General features: G+C 41.3%; 27 protein-coding genes. 16 read left to right on the forward strand and 11 right to left on the reverse strand.

The features are described 5' to 3' along the window. Positions 1-8: 8 nt before the first annotated feature. From gspE to QQK05_RS01100, 10 genes are read left to right on the forward strand one after another with little or no spacing between them, the layout of a single operon-like run. A complete protein-coding gene (gene gspE / locus QQK05_RS01055) occupies positions 9-1,583 on the forward strand; it encodes a type II secretion system ATPase GspE (protein WP_284295510.1) in 1,575 nt (524 codons plus the stop codon). Between the two features lie 6 nt (positions 1,584-1,589). Continuing rightward, the gene (gspF, locus tag QQK05_RS01060) at positions 1,590-2,810 is read left to right on the forward strand and encodes a type II secretion system inner membrane protein GspF (RefSeq protein WP_284295511.1); all 1,221 of its coding nucleotides are present in this window, start codon (positions 1,590-1,592) and stop codon (positions 2,808-2,810) included. Between the two features lie 49 nt (positions 2,811-2,859). Continuing rightward, entirely contained in the window at positions 2,860-3,303 is a 444-nt protein-coding gene (gspG, locus tag QQK05_RS01065; RefSeq protein ID WP_284295512.1) for a type II secretion system major pseudopilin GspG, read from the forward strand. Further along, positions 3,303-3,896, forward strand: a complete 594-nt coding sequence (gene gspH, locus QQK05_RS01070) for a type II secretion system minor pseudopilin GspH (RefSeq protein WP_284295513.1) — start codon at positions 3,303-3,305, stop codon at positions 3,894-3,896. Before gspG ends, gspH begins: the two co-directional genes overlap by 1 nt. After that, entirely contained in the window at positions 3,886-4,260 is a 375-nt protein-coding gene (gene gspI / locus QQK05_RS01075; protein WP_284295514.1) for a type II secretion system minor pseudopilin GspI, read from the forward strand. The genes gspH and gspI overlap by 11 nt, the downstream gene beginning before the upstream one ends. Before the next feature lie 8 nt (positions 4,261-4,268). After that, positions 4,269-4,910: a type II secretion system minor pseudopilin GspJ gene (gene gspJ, locus QQK05_RS01080; protein ID WP_284295515.1), complete on the forward strand. Its 642-nt coding sequence runs from the start codon at positions 4,269-4,271 to the stop codon at positions 4,908-4,910. Continuing rightward, positions 4,910-5,905 carry a type II secretion system minor pseudopilin GspK gene (gene gspK / locus QQK05_RS01085; RefSeq protein WP_284295516.1) on the forward strand — a complete coding sequence of 332 codons (996 nt, stop codon included), beginning with the start codon at positions 4,910-4,912 and terminating at the stop codon, positions 5,903-5,905. Before gspJ ends, gspK begins: the two co-directional genes overlap by 1 nt. After that, positions 5,905-7,119 (forward strand): type II secretion system protein GspL, encoded by a 1,215-nt coding sequence (gene gspL, locus QQK05_RS01090; RefSeq protein ID WP_284295517.1) that lies wholly within the window; start codon positions 5,905-5,907, stop codon positions 7,117-7,119. Before gspK ends, gspL begins: the two co-directional genes overlap by 1 nt. Positions 7,120-7,121: 2 nt before the next feature. Next, positions 7,122-7,592 (forward strand): type II secretion system protein M, encoded by a 471-nt coding sequence (locus tag QQK05_RS01095; protein ID WP_284295518.1) that lies wholly within the window; start codon positions 7,122-7,124, stop codon positions 7,590-7,592. 5 nt (positions 7,593-7,597) lie between these two features. After that, a complete protein-coding gene (locus QQK05_RS01100) occupies positions 7,598-8,341 on the forward strand; it encodes a type II secretion system protein N (RefSeq protein WP_284295519.1) in 744 nt (247 codons plus the stop codon). Between the two features lie 27 nt (positions 8,342-8,368). Here the strand turns inward: QQK05_RS01100 and yrfG are convergent, their stop codons facing one another. Next, the gene (gene yrfG, locus QQK05_RS01105; RefSeq protein WP_284295520.1) at positions 8,369-9,043 is read right to left on the reverse strand and encodes a GMP/IMP nucleotidase; all 675 of its coding nucleotides are present in this window, start codon (positions 9,041-9,043) and stop codon (positions 8,369-8,371) included. Positions 9,044-9,141: 98 nt separating this feature from the next. Here yrfG and nudE point away from each other — a divergent pair, with 98 nt between their 5' ends. Genes nudE through QQK05_RS01120 form a run of 3 tightly spaced genes read left to right on the forward strand, consistent with a single transcriptional unit; the run spans position 9,142 to position 11,098 of the window. Continuing rightward, positions 9,142-9,702, forward strand: a complete 561-nt coding sequence (gene nudE, locus QQK05_RS01110; protein ID WP_284295521.1) for an ADP compounds hydrolase NudE — start codon at positions 9,142-9,144, stop codon at positions 9,700-9,702. Then, entirely contained in the window at positions 9,695-10,519 is an 825-nt protein-coding gene (gene cysQ / locus QQK05_RS01115; protein ID WP_284295522.1) for a 3'(2'),5'-bisphosphate nucleotidase CysQ, read from the forward strand. The genes nudE and cysQ overlap by 8 nt, the downstream gene beginning before the upstream one ends. Before the next feature lie 9 nt (positions 10,520-10,528). Next, positions 10,529-11,098, forward strand: coding sequence for a YceI family protein (locus QQK05_RS01120; RefSeq protein WP_284295523.1), 570 nt, complete (start codon positions 10,529-10,531; stop codon positions 11,096-11,098). Between the two features lie 4 nt (positions 11,099-11,102). Here QQK05_RS01120 and QQK05_RS01125 read toward each other — a convergent pair whose 3' ends face one another. The 6 genes from QQK05_RS01125 to QQK05_RS01150 all read right to left on the reverse strand — a co-directional run bounded on the left by QQK05_RS01125 (position 11,103) and on the right by QQK05_RS01150 (position 16,145). Beyond that, entirely contained in the window at positions 11,103-11,345 is a 243-nt protein-coding gene (locus tag QQK05_RS01125) for a YheU family protein (protein ID WP_284295524.1), read from the reverse strand. After that, on the reverse strand, positions 11,342-12,316 hold the full coding sequence (locus QQK05_RS01130; protein WP_284295525.1) for a hydrolase: 975 nt from the start codon (positions 12,314-12,316) through the stop codon (positions 11,342-11,344). Before QQK05_RS01130 ends, QQK05_RS01125 begins: the two co-directional genes overlap by 4 nt. 52 nt (positions 12,317-12,368) lie before the next feature. Continuing rightward, the gene (locus tag QQK05_RS01135) at positions 12,369-13,058 is read right to left on the reverse strand and encodes a flagellin (RefSeq protein ID WP_284295526.1); all 690 of its coding nucleotides are present in this window, start codon (positions 13,056-13,058) and stop codon (positions 12,369-12,371) included. A 102-nt stretch (positions 13,059-13,160) separates the two neighbouring features. Further along, positions 13,161-13,289, reverse strand: a complete 129-nt coding sequence (locus QQK05_RS01140) for a hypothetical protein (RefSeq protein WP_284295527.1) — start codon at positions 13,287-13,289, stop codon at positions 13,161-13,163. A gap of 160 nt (positions 13,290-13,449) precedes the next feature. Beyond that, positions 13,450-14,169: a tetratricopeptide repeat protein gene (locus QQK05_RS01145; RefSeq protein ID WP_284295528.1), complete on the reverse strand. Its 720-nt coding sequence runs from the start codon at positions 14,167-14,169 to the stop codon at positions 13,450-13,452. Between the two features lie 77 nt (positions 14,170-14,246). Then, on the reverse strand, positions 14,247-16,145 hold the full coding sequence (locus tag QQK05_RS01150; RefSeq protein ID WP_284295529.1) for an ATP-binding cassette domain-containing protein: 1,899 nt from the start codon (positions 16,143-16,145) through the stop codon (positions 14,247-14,249). A gap of 130 nt (positions 16,146-16,275) precedes the next feature. Here QQK05_RS01150 and QQK05_RS01155 point away from each other — a divergent pair, with 130 nt between their 5' ends. After that, a complete protein-coding gene (locus tag QQK05_RS01155) occupies positions 16,276-16,470 on the forward strand; it encodes a YheV family putative zinc ribbon protein (RefSeq protein ID WP_284295530.1) in 195 nt (64 codons plus the stop codon). Positions 16,471-16,499: 29 nt separating this feature from the next. Here the strand turns inward: QQK05_RS01155 and QQK05_RS01160 are convergent, their stop codons facing one another. Both QQK05_RS01160 and QQK05_RS01165 read right to left on the reverse strand, forming a co-directional pair. Beyond that, positions 16,500-16,736 carry a SlyX family protein gene (locus QQK05_RS01160; RefSeq protein WP_284295531.1) on the reverse strand — a complete coding sequence of 79 codons (237 nt, stop codon included), beginning with the start codon at positions 16,734-16,736 and terminating at the stop codon, positions 16,500-16,502. A gap of 25 nt (positions 16,737-16,761) precedes the next feature. Continuing rightward, complete coding sequence (locus tag QQK05_RS01165) at positions 16,762-17,760, reverse strand: WD40 repeat domain-containing protein (protein ID WP_284295532.1); 999 nt, start codon at positions 17,758-17,760, stop codon at positions 16,762-16,764. Positions 17,761-17,882: 122 nt separating this feature from the next. Here QQK05_RS01165 and QQK05_RS01170 point away from each other — a divergent pair, with 122 nt between their 5' ends. Next, positions 17,883-18,650, forward strand: a complete 768-nt coding sequence (locus QQK05_RS01170; protein WP_284295533.1) for an FKBP-type peptidyl-prolyl cis-trans isomerase — start codon at positions 17,883-17,885, stop codon at positions 18,648-18,650. A gap of 66 nt (positions 18,651-18,716) precedes the next feature. On the opposite strand, the gene QQK05_RS01175 is transcribed toward QQK05_RS01170, so the two are convergent. Together QQK05_RS01175 and QQK05_RS01180 are read right to left on the reverse strand one after the other, a co-directional pair. After that, positions 18,717-19,571: a S1/P1 nuclease gene (locus QQK05_RS01175; protein WP_284295534.1), complete on the reverse strand. Its 855-nt coding sequence runs from the start codon at positions 19,569-19,571 to the stop codon at positions 18,717-18,719. Continuing rightward, complete coding sequence (locus tag QQK05_RS01180; RefSeq protein WP_284295535.1) at positions 19,568-19,948, reverse strand: GFA family protein; 381 nt, start codon at positions 19,946-19,948, stop codon at positions 19,568-19,570. The genes QQK05_RS01175 and QQK05_RS01180 overlap by 4 nt, the downstream gene beginning before the upstream one ends. A gap of 388 nt (positions 19,949-20,336) precedes the next feature. Here QQK05_RS01180 and hemE point away from each other — a divergent pair, with 388 nt between their 5' ends. Next, complete coding sequence (gene hemE, locus QQK05_RS01185) at positions 20,337-21,404, forward strand: uroporphyrinogen decarboxylase (RefSeq protein ID WP_284295537.1); 1,068 nt, start codon at positions 20,337-20,339, stop codon at positions 21,402-21,404. Positions 21,405-21,476: the final 72 nt, after the last annotated feature.

A 21,476-nucleotide genomic window follows, 5' to 3' on the forward strand; every position in this document is an offset into this window, starting at 1 on the left:
GTTGATTGATGAGCCAAACACCAGAATCAACCCAAGAAAGTACGTTAGACGTTGTTGACACCGTTGTTGATGCATTTGATGAGGCTGATGAAATCGAAGCATCTGATGAGCATCATTTAAAGTATCGACTGCCTTTTGGTTTTGCTAAGCGCAACAGCGTTTTAGTACAAGAACAAGAGGCTGGCTTTGATGTTTACTGTTTAGCACAGACTTCTCCTGATGTGCTAAATGAAGTACGACGTGTACTAAAGCAGTCATTTACTATTCACTGTTTATCAGAAGATGAATTCGAGGCTATGTTAACGCAAGCATATCAACGTGATTCATCTGAAGCACAACAGATAATGGAAGATATTGGTAACGAAGTTGATTTGTATTCCCTTGCTGATGAAGTCGGTGAAACACAAGACTTGCTGGAAAATGAAGACGATGCACCAATCATCAAGATGATTAATGCAATGCTATCAGAAGCGATCAAAGAAAATGCCTCTGATATCCATATTGAAACATTTGAATCTAGCCTACAAATTCGATTTCGTGTTGATGGTGTCTTGCGCGAAGTCTTAAAGCCAAATCGAAAACTTGCCTCTTTACTGGTATCTCGCATTAAGGTCATGGCAAAGCTAGATATTGCTGAGAAACGTATTCCTCAGGATGGCCGAATCTCTTTACGTATTGCGGGGCGCGCCGTTGATGTGCGTGTATCGACAATGCCTACGGGGCATGGTGAGCGTGTTGTATTGCGTTTACTCGATAAAAATGCCGCCCGTTTAGATTTACAAGACCTTGGGATGACGGATAAAAATCGTGCGTTGTTCTCTGAGCTTATCGATAAACCACATGGCATAATCTTAGTTACAGGTCCTACCGGTTCAGGTAAATCAACAACACTTTATGCGGGCCTTAGTCAAATTGATTCTCGTGAACGCAACGTACTAACGGTTGAAGATCCTATAGAATTTGCAATTGAAGGTATCGGTCAAACACAGGTCAACACCAAAGTTGATATGACCTTTGCTCGCGGTTTACGTGCAATATTGCGTCAAGATCCTGATGTGGTAATGGTTGGTGAGATTCGAGATCTAGAAACAGCGCAAATTGGTGTACAAGCCAGTTTAACGGGTCACCTAGTTTTATCTACCCTGCATACCAATACAGCGGCTGGCGCTATAACGCGTATGGAAGATATGGGCGTTGAACCATTCCTACTGTCTTCAAGCTTACTTGGTGTTTTAGCACAACGCCTTGTACGGACCTTATGTCCAGATTGTCGTGAAAGTCATATGCCAGATGATGAAGAGCGCAAGTTATTACAGTTAAGTGATGATGACCAGCGACCTATTTATCGTGCAACGGGTTGTAGCGAATGTAATTTTAAAGGATTCAAAGGACGTACTGGTATTCATGAACTGTTAGTCGTGGATGATAAAGCCCGCGAAATGATTCATAACGGTAAAGGCGAACAGTCAATCGAAAAGTATATTCGTAAATCTACACCGAGTATCCGCCAAGATGGTTTTGATAAGGTCATGGCAGGAATTACCACGATAGAAGAAGTATTGCGCGTTACCCGAGAAGATTAACCTGTTATGGCAGCATTTGATTACCAAGCGGTTGATAGTCGCGGAAAAAATAAAAAAGGCGTTATTGAAGGCGATAGCGCCAAGCAAGTGCGTGGGTTACTGCGAGAGCAGGGGTTGATTCCAATGGAAGTGAACCCTGTACTTGCTAAAGCAGAATCAACTGACAAGACCAAACGCTTTGGCCGAGGAAAAATATCAGCAACTGAGTTGGCATTAATAACCCGTCAATTATCAACCTTGGTGGAATCTGGGCTTCCCATTGAAGAGTCCTTAGTTGCCGTTGCAGAGCAGTGTGATAAGAATCGCATAAAAAGCATGATTATGGCTGTTCGAACCAAAGTTACCGAAGGTTATAGCCTTGCAGAGAGCATGGCAGAATATCCTCAGATTTTTAATCGCTTGTTCAGGGCGATGGTGGCTGCTGGTGAAAAGTCAGGACATTTGGATAAAGTACTGAGTCGATTGGCTGACTATACTGAGCAACGACAACAAATGCGCTCTGCATTGATACAAGCGTTGGTATATCCGATTATCATGACGGTCATCGCAATATCGGTTATTGCTATTTTGCTTACTTATGTTGTTCCCGATATTGTTGGTCAATTCGAGCATATGGGGCAAAATCTGCCTGGAACGACGTTATTTTTGATTGCAACCAGTGATTTTTTAAGAAATTACGGCCTCATTATCTTGTTACTGATATTTGCGTCAGGGTTTATCTTCGGTCAGGTAATGAAGAAGCCTGCAATTCGTATAAAAGTACATCAAAAACTATTGAAGCTTCCTTTTGTTGGCCGTGTTGCAAAAGGCATAAATACCGCGCGTTTTGCTCGTACGTTAAGTATTCTTACTGCATCGGCAGTGCCCTTGCTTGAAAGTATGCGTATTGCTGGTGAGGTGCTGGATAATTTATATATTAAACAAAGAATAAAAGAAGCTGGTGATAAGGTCCGTGAAGGAACGAGCTTACGAGTTTCTCTTGAACAGACGAAATTATTTCCGCCGATGATGTTACATATGATAGCAAGTGGTGAAAAAAGTGGTCAGCTTGAACATATGTTGGGCAGGGCCGCAGATAACCAAGATAGAGACTTTGAAGCACTCGTTAATATTTCATTAAAAGCGTTTGAACCCGCGTTAATGGTAACAATGGCGGCAGTCGTTTTATTTATCGTATTGGCAATTCTGCAGCCAATTTTGCAATTGAATACCATGATCGGCGGATAACTATTTAGTTTGTCCGACGATTAGAGAATTTTAGAATAGAGGATGTATCATGAAAGTTAATTACTCTCCAAAAAAAGTACAAGGTTTTACCCTTTTAGAAGTCATGGTTGTGATCGTGATTTTGGGTATTTTGGCTAGCCTTGTTGTTCCAAACTTAATGGGTAGCCAGGACCGCGCGAATATTCAAAAAGCTGTTTCTGATATTACCGCTTTAGAAACGTCATTGAGTATGTACAAAATGGATAATTATAACTATCCATCAACAGAGCAAGGTTTAGAAGCGTTGGTTGAGCAAACGGATATTGATCCGATTCCTCGTCGCTTCCCTGAGGGTGGCTATGTTAAACGTTTACCAAAAGATCCATGGGGCAATGATTACCAGTTACTAAATCCTGGTGAGCAAAGCAAAATGGATGTGTTTTCGGTAGGTCCAGATGGTGAAGCTGGTACCGAAGATGATATCGGTAACTGGAACTTAGGCGAATACCAGTAATGAATCATAGGCAATCACATTCAAAATCAAAAGGTTTTACCCTGATTGAAGTCATGCTTGTGATTGTCTTGATTGGCATCTTTGTTACTACTGTCCAGTTTAATTTCTTCTCAAATAAGCCAGAAAAACAACTTGAGCAACAGGCGCAAAAATTCTATGCGTTGTTTACCCTCGCAGCAGAGTATTCGTTGCTGAATAATGTTGAGCTTGGCATTTTATTTACAAAACACAGTTATCAGTTTGTTGGCTATGATGGTAAGGAATGGGTCGCGTTACCTGACCAAGAGCATTTGACCTTGGTAGAGTTACCTGAAGAAATCATGTTGAAGTTAAAACTTGATGATTTACCACTTGATGACGGCCCATTGCTTTTTGATCCTAAGGCATTAGTGCCTGAAGAAGATAATTTTAGAGATGAGGAAACACCACCAACACCTCAAGTGTTTATTCTTTCGGGTGGTGATATCAGTCCTTTTCAACTAACTTTCTCGTTTGATCCTGTCGCCGATATTGATTTCGAACAATATTACCAAGTAACCGGTGTATATAGTTTACCGATAAGCCTTGAAGGTCCATTGACGGATGATAGCTAAACCACGAGGGTTCACGCTTATTGAAGTACTGTTAGCAATGGCATTGTTTGCAATTGCTGGAGTTGCTTTGCTTGGTGTTGCAGCAAATAGTGGTGGAAACCTTCAGTACCTAGAGCAAAAAACCTATGCGAATTGGGTCGCGTCAAACCAACTCACTGAAGCGGTTTTAAATACTCAATGGCCACCTCAAAACAATAAAAAAGGTAAAGTCGAATTGGCTGGGCGCGAGTGGTTTTGGCAACAAAAAGTGTTGAAAACGACGGATAATAGTTTGCGGGCGGTTGTCGTTGAAGTGCGTCTCAACGAAAAAGATGAATTGCCAAGCGCAAGTTATATGACCTACGTAGCGAAGCCTTCATCATGACCAGGCCAATGACTGTTAGGAAATCGCGTCAACAAGGCTTCACTTTATTGGAGCTACTTTTGGCGGTCGCTATTTTTGCCTTAGTTAGCTTAGCCGGCTTTTCTGTTTTTGATACAGTGCGAAATTCAGATCAACTGAGCAAACAGAAGCTAAATGAGTTGAATCAGCTTCAAACACTATTTCTATTGATGGAGCGTGACTTTAGCCAGATCGCTCGTCGTCATGTACGCCTTGATGGCAATGAGTCAAGTGAAGACTATATCCATACGCAATCATTCAGTTTTACTAGCCAAAGTGATGCCATCGCTTTTGTACGTCATGGTTGGACTAATCCTAATCTCGTCATTGCACGAAGCTCTTTACAGTCAATTGCTTATCGAATTGAAGATGATGTGCTGCAGCGCCTGCACTTTAATCACGTCGATGCAATACCCGGGGAAGAACCTAAACAACGCGATTTATTGACGGATGTGACTGATTTACGTTTTAAGTTTTACTATCAAAATAAATGGCAAGAAAACGCGCCTAAAGGCGGTTTACCTAAAGCGATAGATGTTGAAATTGTCAGTAATCAATTTGGTACAATTAATCGAAAGTTTCTGATTGCTGGCGATGAAGTGATTGCAACTAACCAAGGAGATGATGGTTAGTGAAACGCATCGTAAATACCCGACAAAAAGGGGTCGTGTTGATCTCTGTGCTACTCATTGTTGCGTTGGCAACAATTGTCGCCACGCAAATGAGTACACGCATTATGGGACAATTACAACGAGCATCAAATTTAGAGCTCAATCAACAAGCATATTGGTATGCGCTAGGTGCTGAAGCATTTGCCAAGCGCGTTATCCTGACGGTTGTTGATGAAGACCCTGAATTTATCAATTTGAGTCAAATTTGGGCGCAGGGGGAAACCACTTACCCTGTTGATAGTGGCCAAATCGTCGGTGAGATTAGTGATATGCAGGCGTGTTTCAATTTAAATGCGTTACGCACTGATGAAGACAATAGCGATAATACGAATAAGTCTGTCCAACGACTCGGATTTGAAAGGTTACTTGTGAATTTGAGCTTAGATGATATTGATGAGTTTACGGCAGAATATATGGCGGATGCTTTGGTTGATTGGCTTGATAAAAACTCTAGCATTGTGAGCGCGGGTGGTGCAGAAGATAATGATTATGCGGGAAGAGAGTTTCCTTATTTAGCGGCAAATCATTATTTAGCCGATGTCTCCGAACTTCGGGTGATAGAGCATTTTACGATGCAGGCGATTAACGATTTAAAAGAGTATGTTTGTGTCCTACCCAATACAGACTTACACAAATTAAACGTCAACACTATTTCGGAAGAACATGCGGTACTATTGCAGTCTTTCCTTGATATTTCACTTGAAGATGCTCAAGAGATTATTAGTGAGCGCGGTGAAGACGGTTTTGAAAATATTGATGATGTGTTAGCTTTGCAAGTATTAACAAATGCAAAGTTAACAGCAGAAGAAAAAGAGCAACTTACAGTAGATAGTGATTACTTTAAGCTTGCTTCACGCGCTAGTTTTAATAACAGCTACTTTACGCTAGCCTCGACGTTTAAAGTTGAAAATAATAAACGTGTCGATGTGATTAGAAGAAGCATAGGAAAAAATTAATGGTTGAAACCTTATATATCAGATTAGGTAGTCAAGTGCAGGACCCGATATCTTGGTTGATATATTCGTCACGTGAGCGCGAAATTATCGCAAGTGGTGAACTGCCTAATGCTAGTGCCTTATCTGAATTAACAGAACGAGCAAAAGAGCGCCAAGTCACCGTGTTCGTCAATGCAAGTGATATTAGTTTTCACAGTTTAAAAGTGCCAGCAAAATCACAACGTGCAATGCGCCAAGCTGCTCCATTTATGGTTGAAGAACTTTTAGCTCAAGATGTTGAAGAGTTGTTCTTTGCTTATGGTCAGCTACCTGACGATGAAACCGGCCATAATTGTTATCTGGCGGGGGTTGCTAAACCACAACTCATGGCTTGGCAAACATGGTTACAAGAAGCCAAGATAAAAACAGATACGATGATCCCTGATGCGCTCGCATTACCGTATACGCATGAAAAGTGGAGCCTGATTAGCCTTGGTGACCAAGTATTAGTTCGTCAAGGTTTATGGCAAGCCATGTGTTTGGATGAAAATACGTTCAATCATGCAATGTCGCAGTGGCAAAATGATGAAAACATCACGTTGGCAAATTACTCACCATTTGAATTTACGCAACGGACGCTAGCTTGCGCTGTCGAACCTCAAGAAGAAGAGTTACCGCTTGCTTTACTTGCTCAACATGCTGACGCAGCGCCAGTCAACCTGTTGCAAGGCGAATTTCAAGTTAAATTGACAAAATCGAACAATAAACAACACTGGTTAATTGCAGCGAGTATTGCTGGTTTTGCATTGTTTGCCCACTTAGCTTATACCGGCTTGACGCTTTATAAAGTTAATCAAGAACAGCAAGCGATAGAGCAAACTATCGTTGCTACATATAAAAAAGCTTTTCCAGACGCTAAACGTGTCAAGGTAACCACAGTTCGTTCTCAAATGAATCGTAAATTAGCTGAACTAGGTGCTGGTGGACAAGATGCGAGCTTTTTGAACCTGCTTAATAAAGTCCAACCCGCTTTTGCTAGTGTTCCTCAAATTAAGCCTGAATCCGTTAAGTATGATGGCAAGCGCAATGAGATTCGATTAACGGCGGTTGCACAAAATTATCAAGCATTTGACCAATTCAAAGCAGCACTTGAAAAACTTCAATTGGAAGTTAACATTGGCTCGCAAAACAACCAAGGTCAGCAAGTGGTTGGCTCGATGAGTATTAAGGGGTAACCATGAAAGAAAAATGGCAAGCACTGCAACCAAGAGAGCAACAGCTTGTTGCTGTTATGGCGATATTTGTTGGTCTCTTCCTGTTTATCACTTTGGTATGGCAACCGTTACACAGTGGTTTAGAGGCAAGTCAGAAGAAGTTGACGCGTCAACAAGAATTACTGGTATGGTTACAAGACAAAACTGCTATATATCAACAAAATGCAGGTAATAGTCAGGTTCGCCCAAGTTCAGGCAGTTTATCGAGTATTACGAATCGAAGTGCGACTCGCAATCAAATCACGATTACGCGTATCCAACCACAAGGGGACGATCTCCAAGTTTGGATAGATGAAGTGAGTTTTGATCGCTTGGTAGATTGGTTGGCCATGTTATCTGCCTCAGAGGGTATTCGCGTCAAAGGTATTGATTTAACCAATACCGATCAAAGCGGTGTGGTAAGAGTACGCCGACTACAATTAGGAAAGAGTTAACCAACATGAAGAAGTGGTTTGGATTTGGTGCTGTTTTTATCGTTTGTTATCTAATATTTTTAATAGCAACAGCACCTGCAAGTCTTGTATTAAACCAAGTTAAGTTACCTAAGGATGTCATGGTTCAAGGCCTGTCTGGGTCAATTTGGCATGCTAAAGCACAAAAGGTGTATGTGCAAAACACGGTTATTGAAAATGTTAATGCTGAACTCGATGTAATCTCTCTATTGAGTTTTAGTCCAAGCGTTGATGTCACTTTTGGTGACGCTATGTTACCTGGGCCGGAAGGCGCTATGGCGGTTAGCTTTGTTTCTGGTAACCTTCATATCAATGATGCCAATGTGTTATTACCTGCCAATATGATTGCTCAGCAATTACCTCTTCCAATACCTATGGCCGCACAAGGCGTTGTGGAACTTGATATTCCAAGCTATGAGCAAGGTAAACCCTTGTGCCAAAGCTTAACGGGGTCAGTTAACTGGCGACGTGCTAAAGTTAATGCGATGGAACAATCTATTACTTTAGGTCGAATCGGTGGGGATTTACGCTGTGACAAAGGTGCCATAGCGTTAGAAATAAAACCTGATAACACACTAGGCTTGTCATACAACGCGTTTATCGGTGCTAATTTTAAGGTGTCGGGTAATGGTTATTTGACGCCGGGAAATGAATTTCCTGAACAGTTAAAAGACGTGCTTCCTTTTATCGGCTCGCCAGACCGTCAAGGCCGTTATCGATTGCGCCTGTAGCCATAGTTTACAGACGCAGATTTGCTACTATGACACCGGATTTGCATTAATCTGTGATAGTAAATCAGAAAAATCTTCAATAGCCGGAAATTGCGTAATTGTCCGGCTATTTTTTTTACTATCGGGGTTAGCAACTGCCAATAAATGTTTGATACCAAAGGTTTGCGCAGATTGAAGAATATCGAGGTTGTCATCAACAAATAACGTTCGCTGCACATCAAAAGGTTGTTTGTTTTGTAAACGCTGCCACAGCACTTGGGACTCTTTTGTTGCGCCAAATTCATGGGTTGAATATAACTTGTCAAAATACCGATCTAACTGGGTTTGCTCGATTTTCAACGATAAGCTATCAGGGTGAGCATTGGTAACGAGGATAACCTCCCGACCAGTATTTCTTAAGCTGGTTAGAAAGTCATGTGCATCATCTCGGAATCGAATTAAATGCTGTACTTCTCTCTTTAAATCATTAATTGGCAGGTTTGTTTGCTCCGCCCAGTAATCTAAACAATACCAAGCGATCGTACCGGATACTTTTTCATAGTGAGATGTTAAATCTTGTTGTGCTTGTTCAAAAGAAATCTGCTTTTGTTGGGCATAACGTTTTGGTAAATGTTCGAGCCAGAAGTGATTGTCATAATGTAAATCGAGAATGGTGCCGTCCATATCGAGCAAAACAGTTTTAATTTCTGACCAATCAAGCATAGATTTATTCCTTAAAAACAATTTATGATAGACAGTATATCGAACATGTCTCGTGAGTGTGGCATATTCTTTAAAGAACAGAACATTAGCAGGATGTTATGACTAAAAATAAAACACTACCTACGATTACCAATACAGAAGAATTAGTGCAGAGTCGATTTTTTGCGGTCGAACAACTCGCGTTAACCTTTTCTAATGGTGAAAAGCGCTTGTATGAGCGAATGAAAGGTGGTGGCAGAGGTGCTGTGATGGTCGTGCCTTTTAAAGACCATGAGACTGTTCTACTCGTGCGAGAATATTGCGCAGGCACACATAGTTATGAACTGGGTTTTCCCAAAGGTTTAATTGACCCAGGTGAAGAGGCTGTTGAATCAGCTAATCGTGAGCTTAAAGAGGAAATTGGCCTTGGCGCAAAGCAGTTTGAACACCTGCAACAAGTGATGCTGGCGCCAGCATTTTTTAATGCAAAAATGGAAATTTTTGTCGCGCAAGATTTATATCCAGAACAATTAGAGGGTGATGAACCGGAGCCACTTGAAGTCGTAGAGTGGCCAATAGCTGATTATCATCGTCTTTTGGCGCAGCCTGACTTTAATGAAGCCAGAAGTATAGCCGCATTAATGCTCGTTGTTGATCGGTTAAGGGGGGCTAATGAATAATGAAACGTATTTAAATATCGCAATCGAAACCGCTAAAAAAGCAGGCAAAGAGGTACTCGGCTATTACAAAAAAGGCGACTTTACTGCTGAGCTAAAGTCAGATGAAAGCCCGGTAACGAGTGCGGATATCGCCGCAAATAACACAATTATTGATTGTCTTAAAACGCTTACGCCAGATATTCCGATTATTTCGGAAGAGACATCCGCAGAGGATTTGTCTAAACGTGCTAACTGGTCTAAATATTGGTTATTAGATCCCATCGACGGTACCGGCGAATTTATTCTCGGAAGTGGTGACTTTGCTGTAAATATTGCTTTAGTTGAGAATAATTGGCCAACGATAGGCGTTATTCATGCACCCGATCATAAGTTAACTTATTTTGGACAATCTGGTGCAGGCTCTTTCAAAGAAAATGCGCAAGGTGCAAAACAGATTTTTGTTAGCCCTTATCAAGCGGGTAAACCAATTAAGGTGGCAATTAGCAGACGACAAGAGTTGGGATTAATGGGCCAGTACTTGAGAGATGATTATGCCTATGAGTATGTGGCATTGGGTAGTTGTTCACTCAAAAACTGTTTGATTGCAGAAGGGGGCGCTGATTGTTATTTGCGCATTGGGCCAACCGGAGAATGGGATACAGGGGCGAGCCAATGTATTTTAGAAGAGGCTGGTGGCACGATTTTAAGTAGTAACTTCGACCCGCTCAGTTATAATCTACGAGACACCTTAATGAACCCAGACTTTATCAGCTTAGGTGATCAGCAGTTCCCATGGCGCGACATTGTTATTCCGCATGTCGCTAGTCGAAAGTTATAAGGAAATATTATGCGTATTTTGCTCTTAATTACAGGTTTATTGTTGTCTAATATTGCGCTTGCCGACTGGCAAGTAGATAACAGCAAATCAAGTCTTCACTTCATCTCAGTGAAGAAAAATAGTATCGGTGAGACCCATACTTTTGAAACCTTATCAGGTTCGGTAGCTACCAACGGCGACGTTAAATTTGACATTGATTTAGCCAGTGTAAATACCAACATTGCAATACGTGATGAGCGTATGCGTAAGTTTTTGTTTGAAACCAATCAATTTGCAAGTGCCACGTTCAACGGAAAAGTTGATAGCAAAGCATTGGCTGCACTCGCCAAAGGTAGTGTGACGACGATGGCGCTTTCAGGCGATATTTCATTACACGGTCAATCACAAAAAGTGAGCTTATCTGTAAGCGTTGTAAAACTTGCTAATGGCGATTTAATCGTCAGTAACATTAAACCTCTCGTTATCCAAGCAGAACAATTTGCGTTAACTAAAGGTTTAATGAAGCTTCAAGAGCTTGCTGGCCTGCCAAGTATTAGCTCAGTTGTGCCCGTATCGTTTAGCTTATATTTAAAGAAGTAAGATGCTAATCGTTTAAATCTAGTGCCTGCATTTGTTCATATTTATCTGCAGGCACAATATTGACGGTCTCATGTAATTGAGAGTAAACCAGTAATGCCGTTTTTTGCTTCAATTGACGTTTTACAGCGGCAACCTTCTCCTCCAAACTAACATCATGTAAGCCATAGTCGGTTCCTTCCTGTAGTACGTGTGCTTCGACAATATTGTTGAGAATTTCCTCAGATAACTCTTCTAATGGAATAATCATAAATGTTCCGATAAAAAGGCAGGAATACGTTGCTCTAACCAAAATGTTGGCTTGAATGGGTTGTTGCCACTGACAAAACCCACATGTCCACCTTTCTTGCTAACTTCGAATCGAATGTGGCTAGGCAGTGGAGTAGGTATGTCGACGATATCAGCGTGACTCAAAAACGGGTCGTCTTCCGCATGAATAATCAAGCAAGGCTTATTAATCTTAGCCAAGAACTGCTTGCCACTTGATTTAGTATAGTAATCAATTGCATTTTTAAAGCCGTTAATTGGCCCCGTCACGTAGTCATCGAATTGCCAAATTGAACGTAAAGCGTTTACTTTTTCGCTGCAAAGTTCAGGCAGCTTCTTGGCTTGCATCTTGGCAACAGTGCTTTGTTTAAGCATATTCAGCAAATAGTTTTCGTAAACTTTTGAAAACCCTTGGCTAATTCGTTTGCTACAACTTGCTAAATCAAGCGGGGCACATATAGCGCTCGCAGCTTTATATGGTGAATGTTCTACCTCACCCAAATATTTTATTGTTACGTTCCCACCCAGCGAGAAACCGATCAGTGCTTTAGGCGAAGTAGGGAATTGCTGTTCTAGCCAACGACTAAATGAGTGGATATCTCTGGTATCGCCACTATGATATGAAGCGCCAAATCGATTTTGCTCATCACCGCACCCCCTAAAATGCATCAATACACCATGCCAGCCTTTTTCTGCAATAGCACTGAGCATCCCTTTGGCATAGTGGCTATCTTTAGAGCCCTCTAAACCATGTAGTAACACAACAATTGGCGTGTTGTCATTGGCTAATGGTTTACTCGTCCAGGCTAGCTCGACGAAATCACCGTCTGTCGTCGGAAATTGCTCGGTAATTAATGGGACTTTTTGCTTACGCTTTAAGTACTTTGCCAGCATTGTCTGGCTATGGGCATTTGACAGCCACCATGCGGGTTTAAATTGACTAACTGAAATCACAATTTGTTATTAATAGTTAACTAAATGTTTATTATCGAGCAAAACTGGTTAGTTAAACAAGCTGATTTATTAGTAACCCTTTACGGGCCTCTTCTTCTTTTTTGGTCGTAATAGTTGCTTGTAGTAATGCGTCAAGTTTTGCCTGTTCACTGCTCGCTTCGGCGAAATCTGTATCTACTATACGAGAGCGTGACTCAGATAGATTCACAACAGAGGTTTCATTGGTAGCCACTTGGCTCGTTAGCGCGTTGCTCGCTGCGCCAGTTTGGCTAGCTGAGGTGGCTACGGTATCTAAGGCCGACTCAATCGCTGCTTGACTGGCCGCAGGATCACTGGCATCTAGGCCTGAAAGGAAATTATCTTGGCCCAGTGCGTCGCTCGCTAGCGCATTAACTTCATCCGTTATTTGGCTAAATTCATCTTGAATAGCGCTTTGATCGGCGAGTGGATTACCCGCTTGTACAGCCAACACACTTGCTCGTTGCAAGCTATCAGTAATTGACGAAAACTGGGCGCCTTGAATGTTGTTGAGGTTAATTTGATCTTGCGCGTTTACACTCAGCTGAGTATTACCATTGATTTGACTGGTTAAGCGATTTGATATTTGCAAGCCTGCAGGATCATCTGCGGCATCGTTAATACGCTTACCAGAGGCAAGTTGTTCTTGCTTTTCATCCTTTTCTTCATTTAAGCGATTTAATGTATTAATGCTTGATGAAGGTGAGTTGATTGTTAATGGCATGAGCTGCTCCAGCGACAACAGTTATTTTCATTATAGCAAAAAAGTTGTCGCGCGCAGCTATAGTCGTTTCTCAACGTTTACAAGGTTAAGTCACGTACTCAGTTAATTGTTTTGTTCAATATTCTTAATGAAAAAGTAAACGTAGTATGCACAAATTAACAGAACAATTGCTAAACCGCCGAAAGAGAATAATACGACAGGATCGTTTAATAACATTTGGAAAAAGTTCATGAGAAAGCTCCTTATTTACTAACTGTAACCATTGTATATAAGGAGCAAATTTCGAACTGTGATACAGATCAAATAGTCGTTAATATTATGCTAATTGGTCTTGTGCTAAATGCCCTAGATTAGATGCGACACATAGTGATAAACGTAGGGCATCTATTCATTACAAAGAGCGTTGTGCTTTCAACTCTTGCTGGTTCTTAATTTGTCGACGTTTACGTTCAACGTCTGAGCGAATCTGTTTGATTTGCGTTTCATTCAATTGCCTTTGGTCCATTTCGGCACTTGTAATCGCATCTTTGTAGCCACTATAAGCAGCCATCAGGTTCCAAAAGTATGACTTTTTAACATCACGATTAACGCCCTTACCTTCGTAGTACATTAATGCGAGATTAAACTGCGCAAGCACATAATTTTTATTCGCCGCTTGCTCATACCACCACACTGCTTTTTTCTCATTCTTATGCACGCCTTCACCATTGGCATACATCACACCAAGATTAAACTGAGCCGCAACAAGATCTTTGTTGGCTGCTCTTTCCATTAACTTAAACGCAGTGGTTAAGTCTTTTTGTGTCATTTTACCTTCAGAGTACATCAAGGATAATTGAAACAACGCATCAGGATAGTTTTGTTCGGCAGCTAAGGTGAATAAATCAAAAGCTTTGCGTGCATCCTTTTTTACGCCCCACCCATTTAGGTAGACCTCGCCCATTTGATATTGGGCAGGAGCATATCCTTCGGCGACAAGTGGTTCAAACTCAGAAATCGCCTGATGAAATTCACCTTTGTTTAGTTTCGATACACCTGCATCATAGTCTGCAGCATAAAGTGGAGTTGTTACTATGCTTAGTAACAAGATTGATTTTATAAGTGTTTTCATAATCAGCCTCGACAGCTATTTCCTTGATTTTAGTGTAGCAAGTGTTTGCAACTTGCACCGCATTTGTTTGTAAATGATTATGACCCTGACATGATCTCTTCTATTTGTTCAGCGAGCTCAAGCCATAACATTTCATGTTCTTCAATATTTGATTTTAGACTGGCTTGTTGTTTCAGTAGTTCATTTAATTTTTCTTTATTTTCAGCATTATAGAGCTCAGTATTATTTAGGGAAAGCTCTATTTCAGCCAGTTCTTCTTGCCATTTATTGGTTTTCTTTTCTAATTTATCTGCTTGTTTTTTTAACGGCGCAGCTTTTTGTCTCAATTGTGCTTGAGCCTGGCGCTGTGCTTTTTTATCAGCCGTTGCTGGTACGGCTTTTTTACTTGCCTGGCCCGTTGCCTTTTTATCATCGTTTAACCATTGTTGGTAATCGTCTATGTCGCCTGAAAATGGCTCAGCTTGATCATTGGCAACAATATAAAATTCGTCTACACATGATTCGAGCAGGTATCGGTCATGGGCAATCAGGATGATTGCACCAGTAAACTCTTGTAAAGCGAGCACAAGTGCTTGACGCATTTCTAAATCTAAGTGGTTAGTTGGTTCATCAAGCAGCAGCAGTTGAGGCTTTTCTAACACGATAAGCGCTAACACGAGGCGTGCTTTTTCACCACCTGACATTGTCGCAACATCACTGAGTGCTTGTTCACCTTGGAAGCCGAAGCTACCAAGATGGGTGCGTGCCTGAAGATCTGTCATGTCTTTATGGACACGAAGAATATGTTCGACGCCATTTGAACCGTGGTGCAGTTGCTCAAGCTGATGTTGTGAAAAGTAACCTATTTTTAGCTCTTGTGCTTGATGGCGGTCACCAGACAGAATTGGAATGTCACCAGCCAATGACTTAATTAAGGTGGATTTACCTGCACCATTTCTACCAAGTAAACCAATACGGCTACCGGGTACGAGAGTGAGTTTTGCATGGTTAATAATTATGGTATCGGTGCCGTAACCACAGTTTGCTTCATCTATCGAAAGTAACGGATAAGGCATATGGTCTGGTTGCTTGAAGCTAAACGTAAATTGGCTGTCGACATGAGCAGGCGCTAAATCGGGTAATTTTTGTAAACGCTTTAAACGACTTTGAGCCTGTTTAGCTTTACTGGCTTTAGCGCGGAACCTATCGACAAACGCTGTTAGATGCGCCACTTCTTTTTGTTGCTTTTGATATTGGGCTTCTTGCTGCGCTAACTGTTCGGCTCGTTGACGTTCAAAGCTTGTATAGTTACCGCCGTATAGCTTGGCTTTTTGGTGCTCAAAATGCAGGATTTGGCCGACAACGTCATCTAAAAAGTCTCTGTCATGGGAAATAAGTACTAGTGTGCCTTCATAACGCTTTAACCAGCGCTGTAGCCATATAACCGCATCTAAATCCAAGTGGTTAGTCGGTTCATCAAGTAGTAATAAATCAGCACGTGAAATCAAGGCTTGTGCTAAATTTAAACGCATTCGCCAACCACCAGAAAATTCTTTTACTGGCAGCGCCAATTGCTGTTGTTCAAAGCCTAAACCATGTAGTAACTCACCTGCACGCGCTGGTAAGCTATATCCATTTATCGTATCAATTTGGTTAATAATTAAGGCTTCTTTGTTGCCGTTATCCTCTAATCGCGCTTGCTCTAGTTGAGCCTCTAATTGGCGAAATTCAACATCACCGTCCATCACGTAGTCAATTGCTGATTGCTCGAGTGCCGGTGTTTCTTGCTTAACTGTTGCTATTTTCCATTGGCTTGGCAATGTAAGGTCACCCGCTTCTGGTTGCAGGTGTCCAAGCAATGCTGCAAAAAATGACGACTTACCACAGCCATTTGCGCCAACCAAACCAACTTTATGTTTCGGGTGAATGGTAAAGCTTGCATCCGTGATCAGGTTTTTCGTTCCGCGATCAAGTGTAAGTTGGTTGGCATTAATCAAAGGATTTCCTCAAAGATAAGATTGGTAAAGCAATTAATACTATTGTCGCTTTTACCCGTAGTGTTATTCAAGGTAAAATACAATCACTAGCTAATTATTTATTAGTGATAGACAAACATAAGAGAAGATTGTGAAAAAACGATTTATTGCTGGCGCAGTTTGCCCTAAGTGTAAAGCGATGGACACCATGGCTTTAACGAAAGAAAACAATATTGAAAAAGTTACGTGTGTTAGCTGTGGAGAGCAGATGGTGCAGCCAGAAGCTCATGTTGAAAAAGCGACGCGTGAAAATGAACAAATGATTGGCATTTTCACGCCAGAATAAGCGAGGAGGTTTTCCTCGGCGAACACCAATTAATAGTGTGGTGGTGGTGGCTCATCTTCTGGGCGAGCCATAATACTGTTGTTGGCATTTGATTTAATTCGTTGTGCAATAAGCTGAATATGCTCCTGCAATTCAGCAATATGTTGTTGATGGATGGCCAACTCTTGATTCAGTTGCTCAATAACATCATCTTGAAATGCATTTCTAGCTTCCAGAGCATCGATACGCTCTACAAGGTGATCTAATTGAGTGTGCTTATCTGTCATTTAAGGTTACTTCTGCTTTATGTGATTAGTTGTCGAGTAACCAGCGCTCAGCGTAGCCCGACGAACTCTCGGTGATAATGACATTATTATCGCCAAAAGCGGCAGCGTAAACAACTGCACCAGCAGGCCTAATGTCTTTGCGTGGTGTTACTCTCCATGAGGTTAAACGTTCACCCGTCGCTATATCCCAGACACTGACTTTACGAGATGGAGCACCTGTTAGTAATCGCTTACCATCTGGAGAGAAGCTGACTGAGCTGAATACCTCCTGGCGATTAGTATACTTCAGCGAACTAATTTTCTTACCTGTTTTTAAGTCCCAAATATGTGCATCTTTTTTGCTATCTGCACTAAAAGCAAATCGGCCTTTTGGATCCAAGGCAACTTTGGTAACGCGAGATGGGTGATTAAATCGATAAACAACCTGACCTGATTGTGTATCCCAAACATAGGCGACAAAGTCATTTGAGCCTGACATGGCAATCCGCCCATTAGGTAACATGTCGATAGAGTTGATCTTTTCTTGGTGGCCTAAAAATTCTAACCGACGGCCTGTATCGATAGTGACATGAACGACTTTTGCATTTGATTGGCCAATGAGGACATAGTTGCCGTTATTCGCCACCGCAACATCTCGAATATTAGATTCACTAATTTGCCAAAAACCTTCTGACTGACCGGTTTCCATATTCCAGAGGGAGAAGTTTTCTCGGCTTGCTGTTACAGCGTGACTATTGTTATCAGCGATATCGATAGCTAACACTAAGTTATCGCTCGTGTTTTGTTGCTGAGACCATGTGTACTTTAACGCATTGTCTTTTAAGTCCCAGACACTAATCCCATGATGAATTGATGAAACGACAGATAGCGAGGCATCGTTTGATATATCAGCATCATAAGCCCCTTCTGCAGCATGCTGCCATTGGGAGAGTGGTTGCTTACCGACGTCTTGACATGCAAGTAAAAACGAAGAAACAACCACCAATTTTAAAGTTCTGAAACACTTATTGCGAAAGCACAACATATTAATACTTTTTTATCCTTTTGTTTCTCGTTAGTATAAGGTGTTTTTCACTATATAGATCAAGATATTTATCGTGGTACTTGAGGAATTTCTTCAAGCAAGCGGTTTAAACGGAGAATTCGATGAAATTATTAAAACCTACCCTAGTAGCGGTAGCTCTTGTATCAGTATTAGGCTGTCAGCAGGAAGCCAAAAAAGAAGAAGTGGTCGCAAAGCCAGTATTAGAAACTGAAATTCAAAAGCAGGCTTACGGTTTAGGTGCGTCAATCGGTATGTACATGGAGCGCAACTTAGAAGAACACCAACGTATGGGTTTAGCGCTTGATAAGCAATTAATCATTGACGGTTTTGTAGAGAGCATCAATGGCGAATCACAAATTGCTAAAGAAGATATCCAAGGCTTATTAATGGCTTTAGATCAGCAAATGAAAGCTAAGCAATCAGAAATGGCACAATTAGAAGCAGAGAAAAGCTTAGCTGAAGGCCAAAAGTATTTAGATGAAAATGCGAAACGTGAAGGCGTTGCAGTGACTGAATCTGGTATTCAATATGAAGTGTTAGTGCCAGCTGAAGGTGACAAGCCGGCAGCAACTGACACGGTGGTTGTTCACTATAAAGGTACTTTCTTAAATGGTGAAACGTTTGATAGCTCATACGATCGTGGTCAGCCAGCAGTATTCCCTTTAAATCGTGTGATCGCAGGTTGGACTGAGGGTGTTCAGTTAATGTCTGTAGGTTCGAAGTACAAGTTTACGATTCCTTCAGACTTAGCATATGGTCCACAAGGTAACCCACCACGTATTCCTGGCAACTCAGTGTTAGAGTTTGAAATTGAATTGTTAGAAATTCAAAAGCCTGATGCACCAGCTGAAGTAGGTGCGGGCGAGTAATTTACTCGACATTATCGAGAAAAAAGCCAGTCGTATGACTGGCTTTTTTGTTTCTGATTTATCACTTTAAAGACTTTGCGCGAGTATGTTGGCTAATCGTAACGCTGCGCGTTTTATTTGTTGTTCAGCGATGGGCAGATGTTGATCTATATAAGTTTGGTCTATCACTAGTTTTTCTTTATAGGGAAGACATTGGCCATCTTTGTCTTGGCAATAGCTGACTGATTCTGACTTTACTAGATGATAACTTTCATCCGCCCAATGCCAAACCAGTTCAGGTGACCATGGTGTTGTAAGATCAAAGCGTAAATCTTGACTGAGCACATTAGCGTATTTTTCTACACTCAAATTTTTAAACATGACCAAGCATTCATCCCAGTACCAATGTAGGTTTGTGCATTTGGCCTTTGACAGCGTTTTGTCATAAGTGATTTTTGTTCTATTACCACCTAGGTCACTTGCGTAGCTGACGTGTAGCGGTTGATGAAGATCTGCAATCCAGTGGCCCAAAAATGATAAGGCCTGTGCTTTTTTTAAGCCAGATTTTGCCTGCACAAATTGTTGTTGGTGATAAATAATGCCCTTAGCTACACAGTTTCCTTTGCAGTCTAATGTTGTTATTTCTTGGTCATCACGTGCTGTGTTTAAATAATGCCAAGGCTTGTATTTGTCATATTTGCTGAAGCGTTTGATTTTATCAGGCCAACTGCATGCTTTAGCAAAGGTTAAAGGCTTATGTCCCTTAACGAGTAGTTGCTTCTCTTTATTGGGCAATGCTTGAACGATCGTATTTAATGTTTGCTGCTGGTCTTGGGGCAAGGCATTAAAGGCCATTTGACAAATTAATTCGTGACCGTAGCCGCCAAAAGCAAAGGCCTTCGGGCAGGCGATGACTAAGAGAGTAAGGAGAATTTTCTTCATTGTTGACTCTTGTAGGCTAATGTATGTGCGTTCTCTTCCCAGTTTTGACCATCGAATTTCACGATCGTCATGCTTTTCGGTTTTGTGTCCAAACAGCGAACATTGATATCAACACCGTCAGGATTAGAGCGTGGGATATAAAATGGTTTCACCCCGCAATGCTTGCAAAATGTGTGCTTGGCAATACCGGTATTAAACGTGTAAGTCGAAATATCCTCGTGACCGGTGAGCAAGGTGAATTTACTTTTCGGGACAATCAAATGCAAAAAGCCGACTTTATTGCATATTGAACAATTACAATCTTCAACTTCCAGTTCTTCGGCTGCCTCAACTTCGAATGTTATGGCATGACAATGACAGCTGCCTCGATATATCAAAACTTCACCTTTTTTCAGAAGATTTACGTTTGATTATTTTAGAGTTATGAGAAAATTGCAATGAGGAAAATAAAAAGGCCTTACCAAGGTAAGGCCCGAAATGCTCGCTGTGTGGTCTAGTTAAAATCTAGCTTCTTGTATGTTGTTCTTTACTAGCGCAGACATTTTATAACAAAGCGTTTTCGTCATAGCAACAAGTTTATTAGAGCATTTATACCACGAGTTTTTTCGTAAAAAAGCCAAATTCCCGCTAGCCTACGACAGTATTGCTGGTTAACCAGTAAACAATTTTTTAAATAATTTTGAATAGCTTTTGACCTGCCTCATGGTACTTGTATTGAGACAATGGTAGAATGCGCCCCATCAAATTTTGGAGAGCTAGATTTTAATGACTGAATTAAAAAACGATACGTATTTGCGTGCATTATTGCGAGAGCCTGTTGATTACACGCCGGTATGGATGATGCGTCAAGCAGGTCGCTATTTACCTGAATACAAAGAAACGCGAGCACAAGCAGGTGACTTTATGTCGCTATGTCGTAACACCGAGCTTGCTACTGAGGTAACAATTCAGCCATTAAGACGTTTTGATTTAGATGCTGCTATTTTATTTAGTGATATCTTAACTATTCCTGATGCAATGGGCTTAGGTTTATATTTCGAAACAGGTGAAGGCCCTAAATTTGAGCGTCCAATCACATGTAAAGCAGACGTAGAAAAAATAGGCTTGCCGGATCCTGAAGGTGAGTTGAAATATGTGATGGATGCAGTGCGTTCAATTCGCAAAGAGTTGGATGGCAAAGTGCCACTTATTGGTTTTTCTGGCAGTCCATGGACATTGGCTACCTATATGATTGAAGGTGGTAGCTCAAAGGCATTTACGAAAATCAAAAAAATGATGTTTGCTGAGCCGCAAACGTTACACCTTTTGTTGGATAAATTAGCTGATTCTGTCATTGAGTATTTAAATGCTCAAATCGCCGCAGGTGCTCAATCTGTTATGGTTTTTGATACCTGGGGTGGTGTGTTATCTCCGCGTGATTACAATGACTTTTCTCTACAATATATGGCGAAAATCGTTGATGGTTTAACGCGTGAAAATGATGGCCGTAAAGTGCCAGTGACGTTATTTACTAAAAACGGTGGTATGTGGTTAGAGAAAATTGCGGCGACTGGTTGTGACGGTGTTGGTCTTGATTGGACGATTGATATTGAAAACGCAGTTGCTCGTGTTGGTGACAAAGTGGCGCTTCAGGGTAATATGGACCCATCAATGCTATATGCGCCAAAAGAACGTATTGAGCAAGAAGTGGCTAAAATTTTAGCTGGCTTTGGTGATAAGGCAACTGGTCATGTCTTTAACTTAGGTCATGGTATTCACCCAGATGTTAACCCTGAGCATGCTGGTCACTTTATCGAAGCGGTGCATCGCTTAAGTAAGCCATACCATAAGTAAAACGACTATTTAGTTTAAAAGGAAAAACCCGTATTCATTGAATACGGGTTTTTTATTATCTGACTACTAGGG

The sequence above is a fragment of the Thalassotalea loyana genome, assembly GCF_030161435.1.
Classification (GTDB): domain Bacteria; phylum Pseudomonadota; class Gammaproteobacteria; order Enterobacterales; family Alteromonadaceae; genus Thalassotalea_G; species Thalassotalea_G loyana.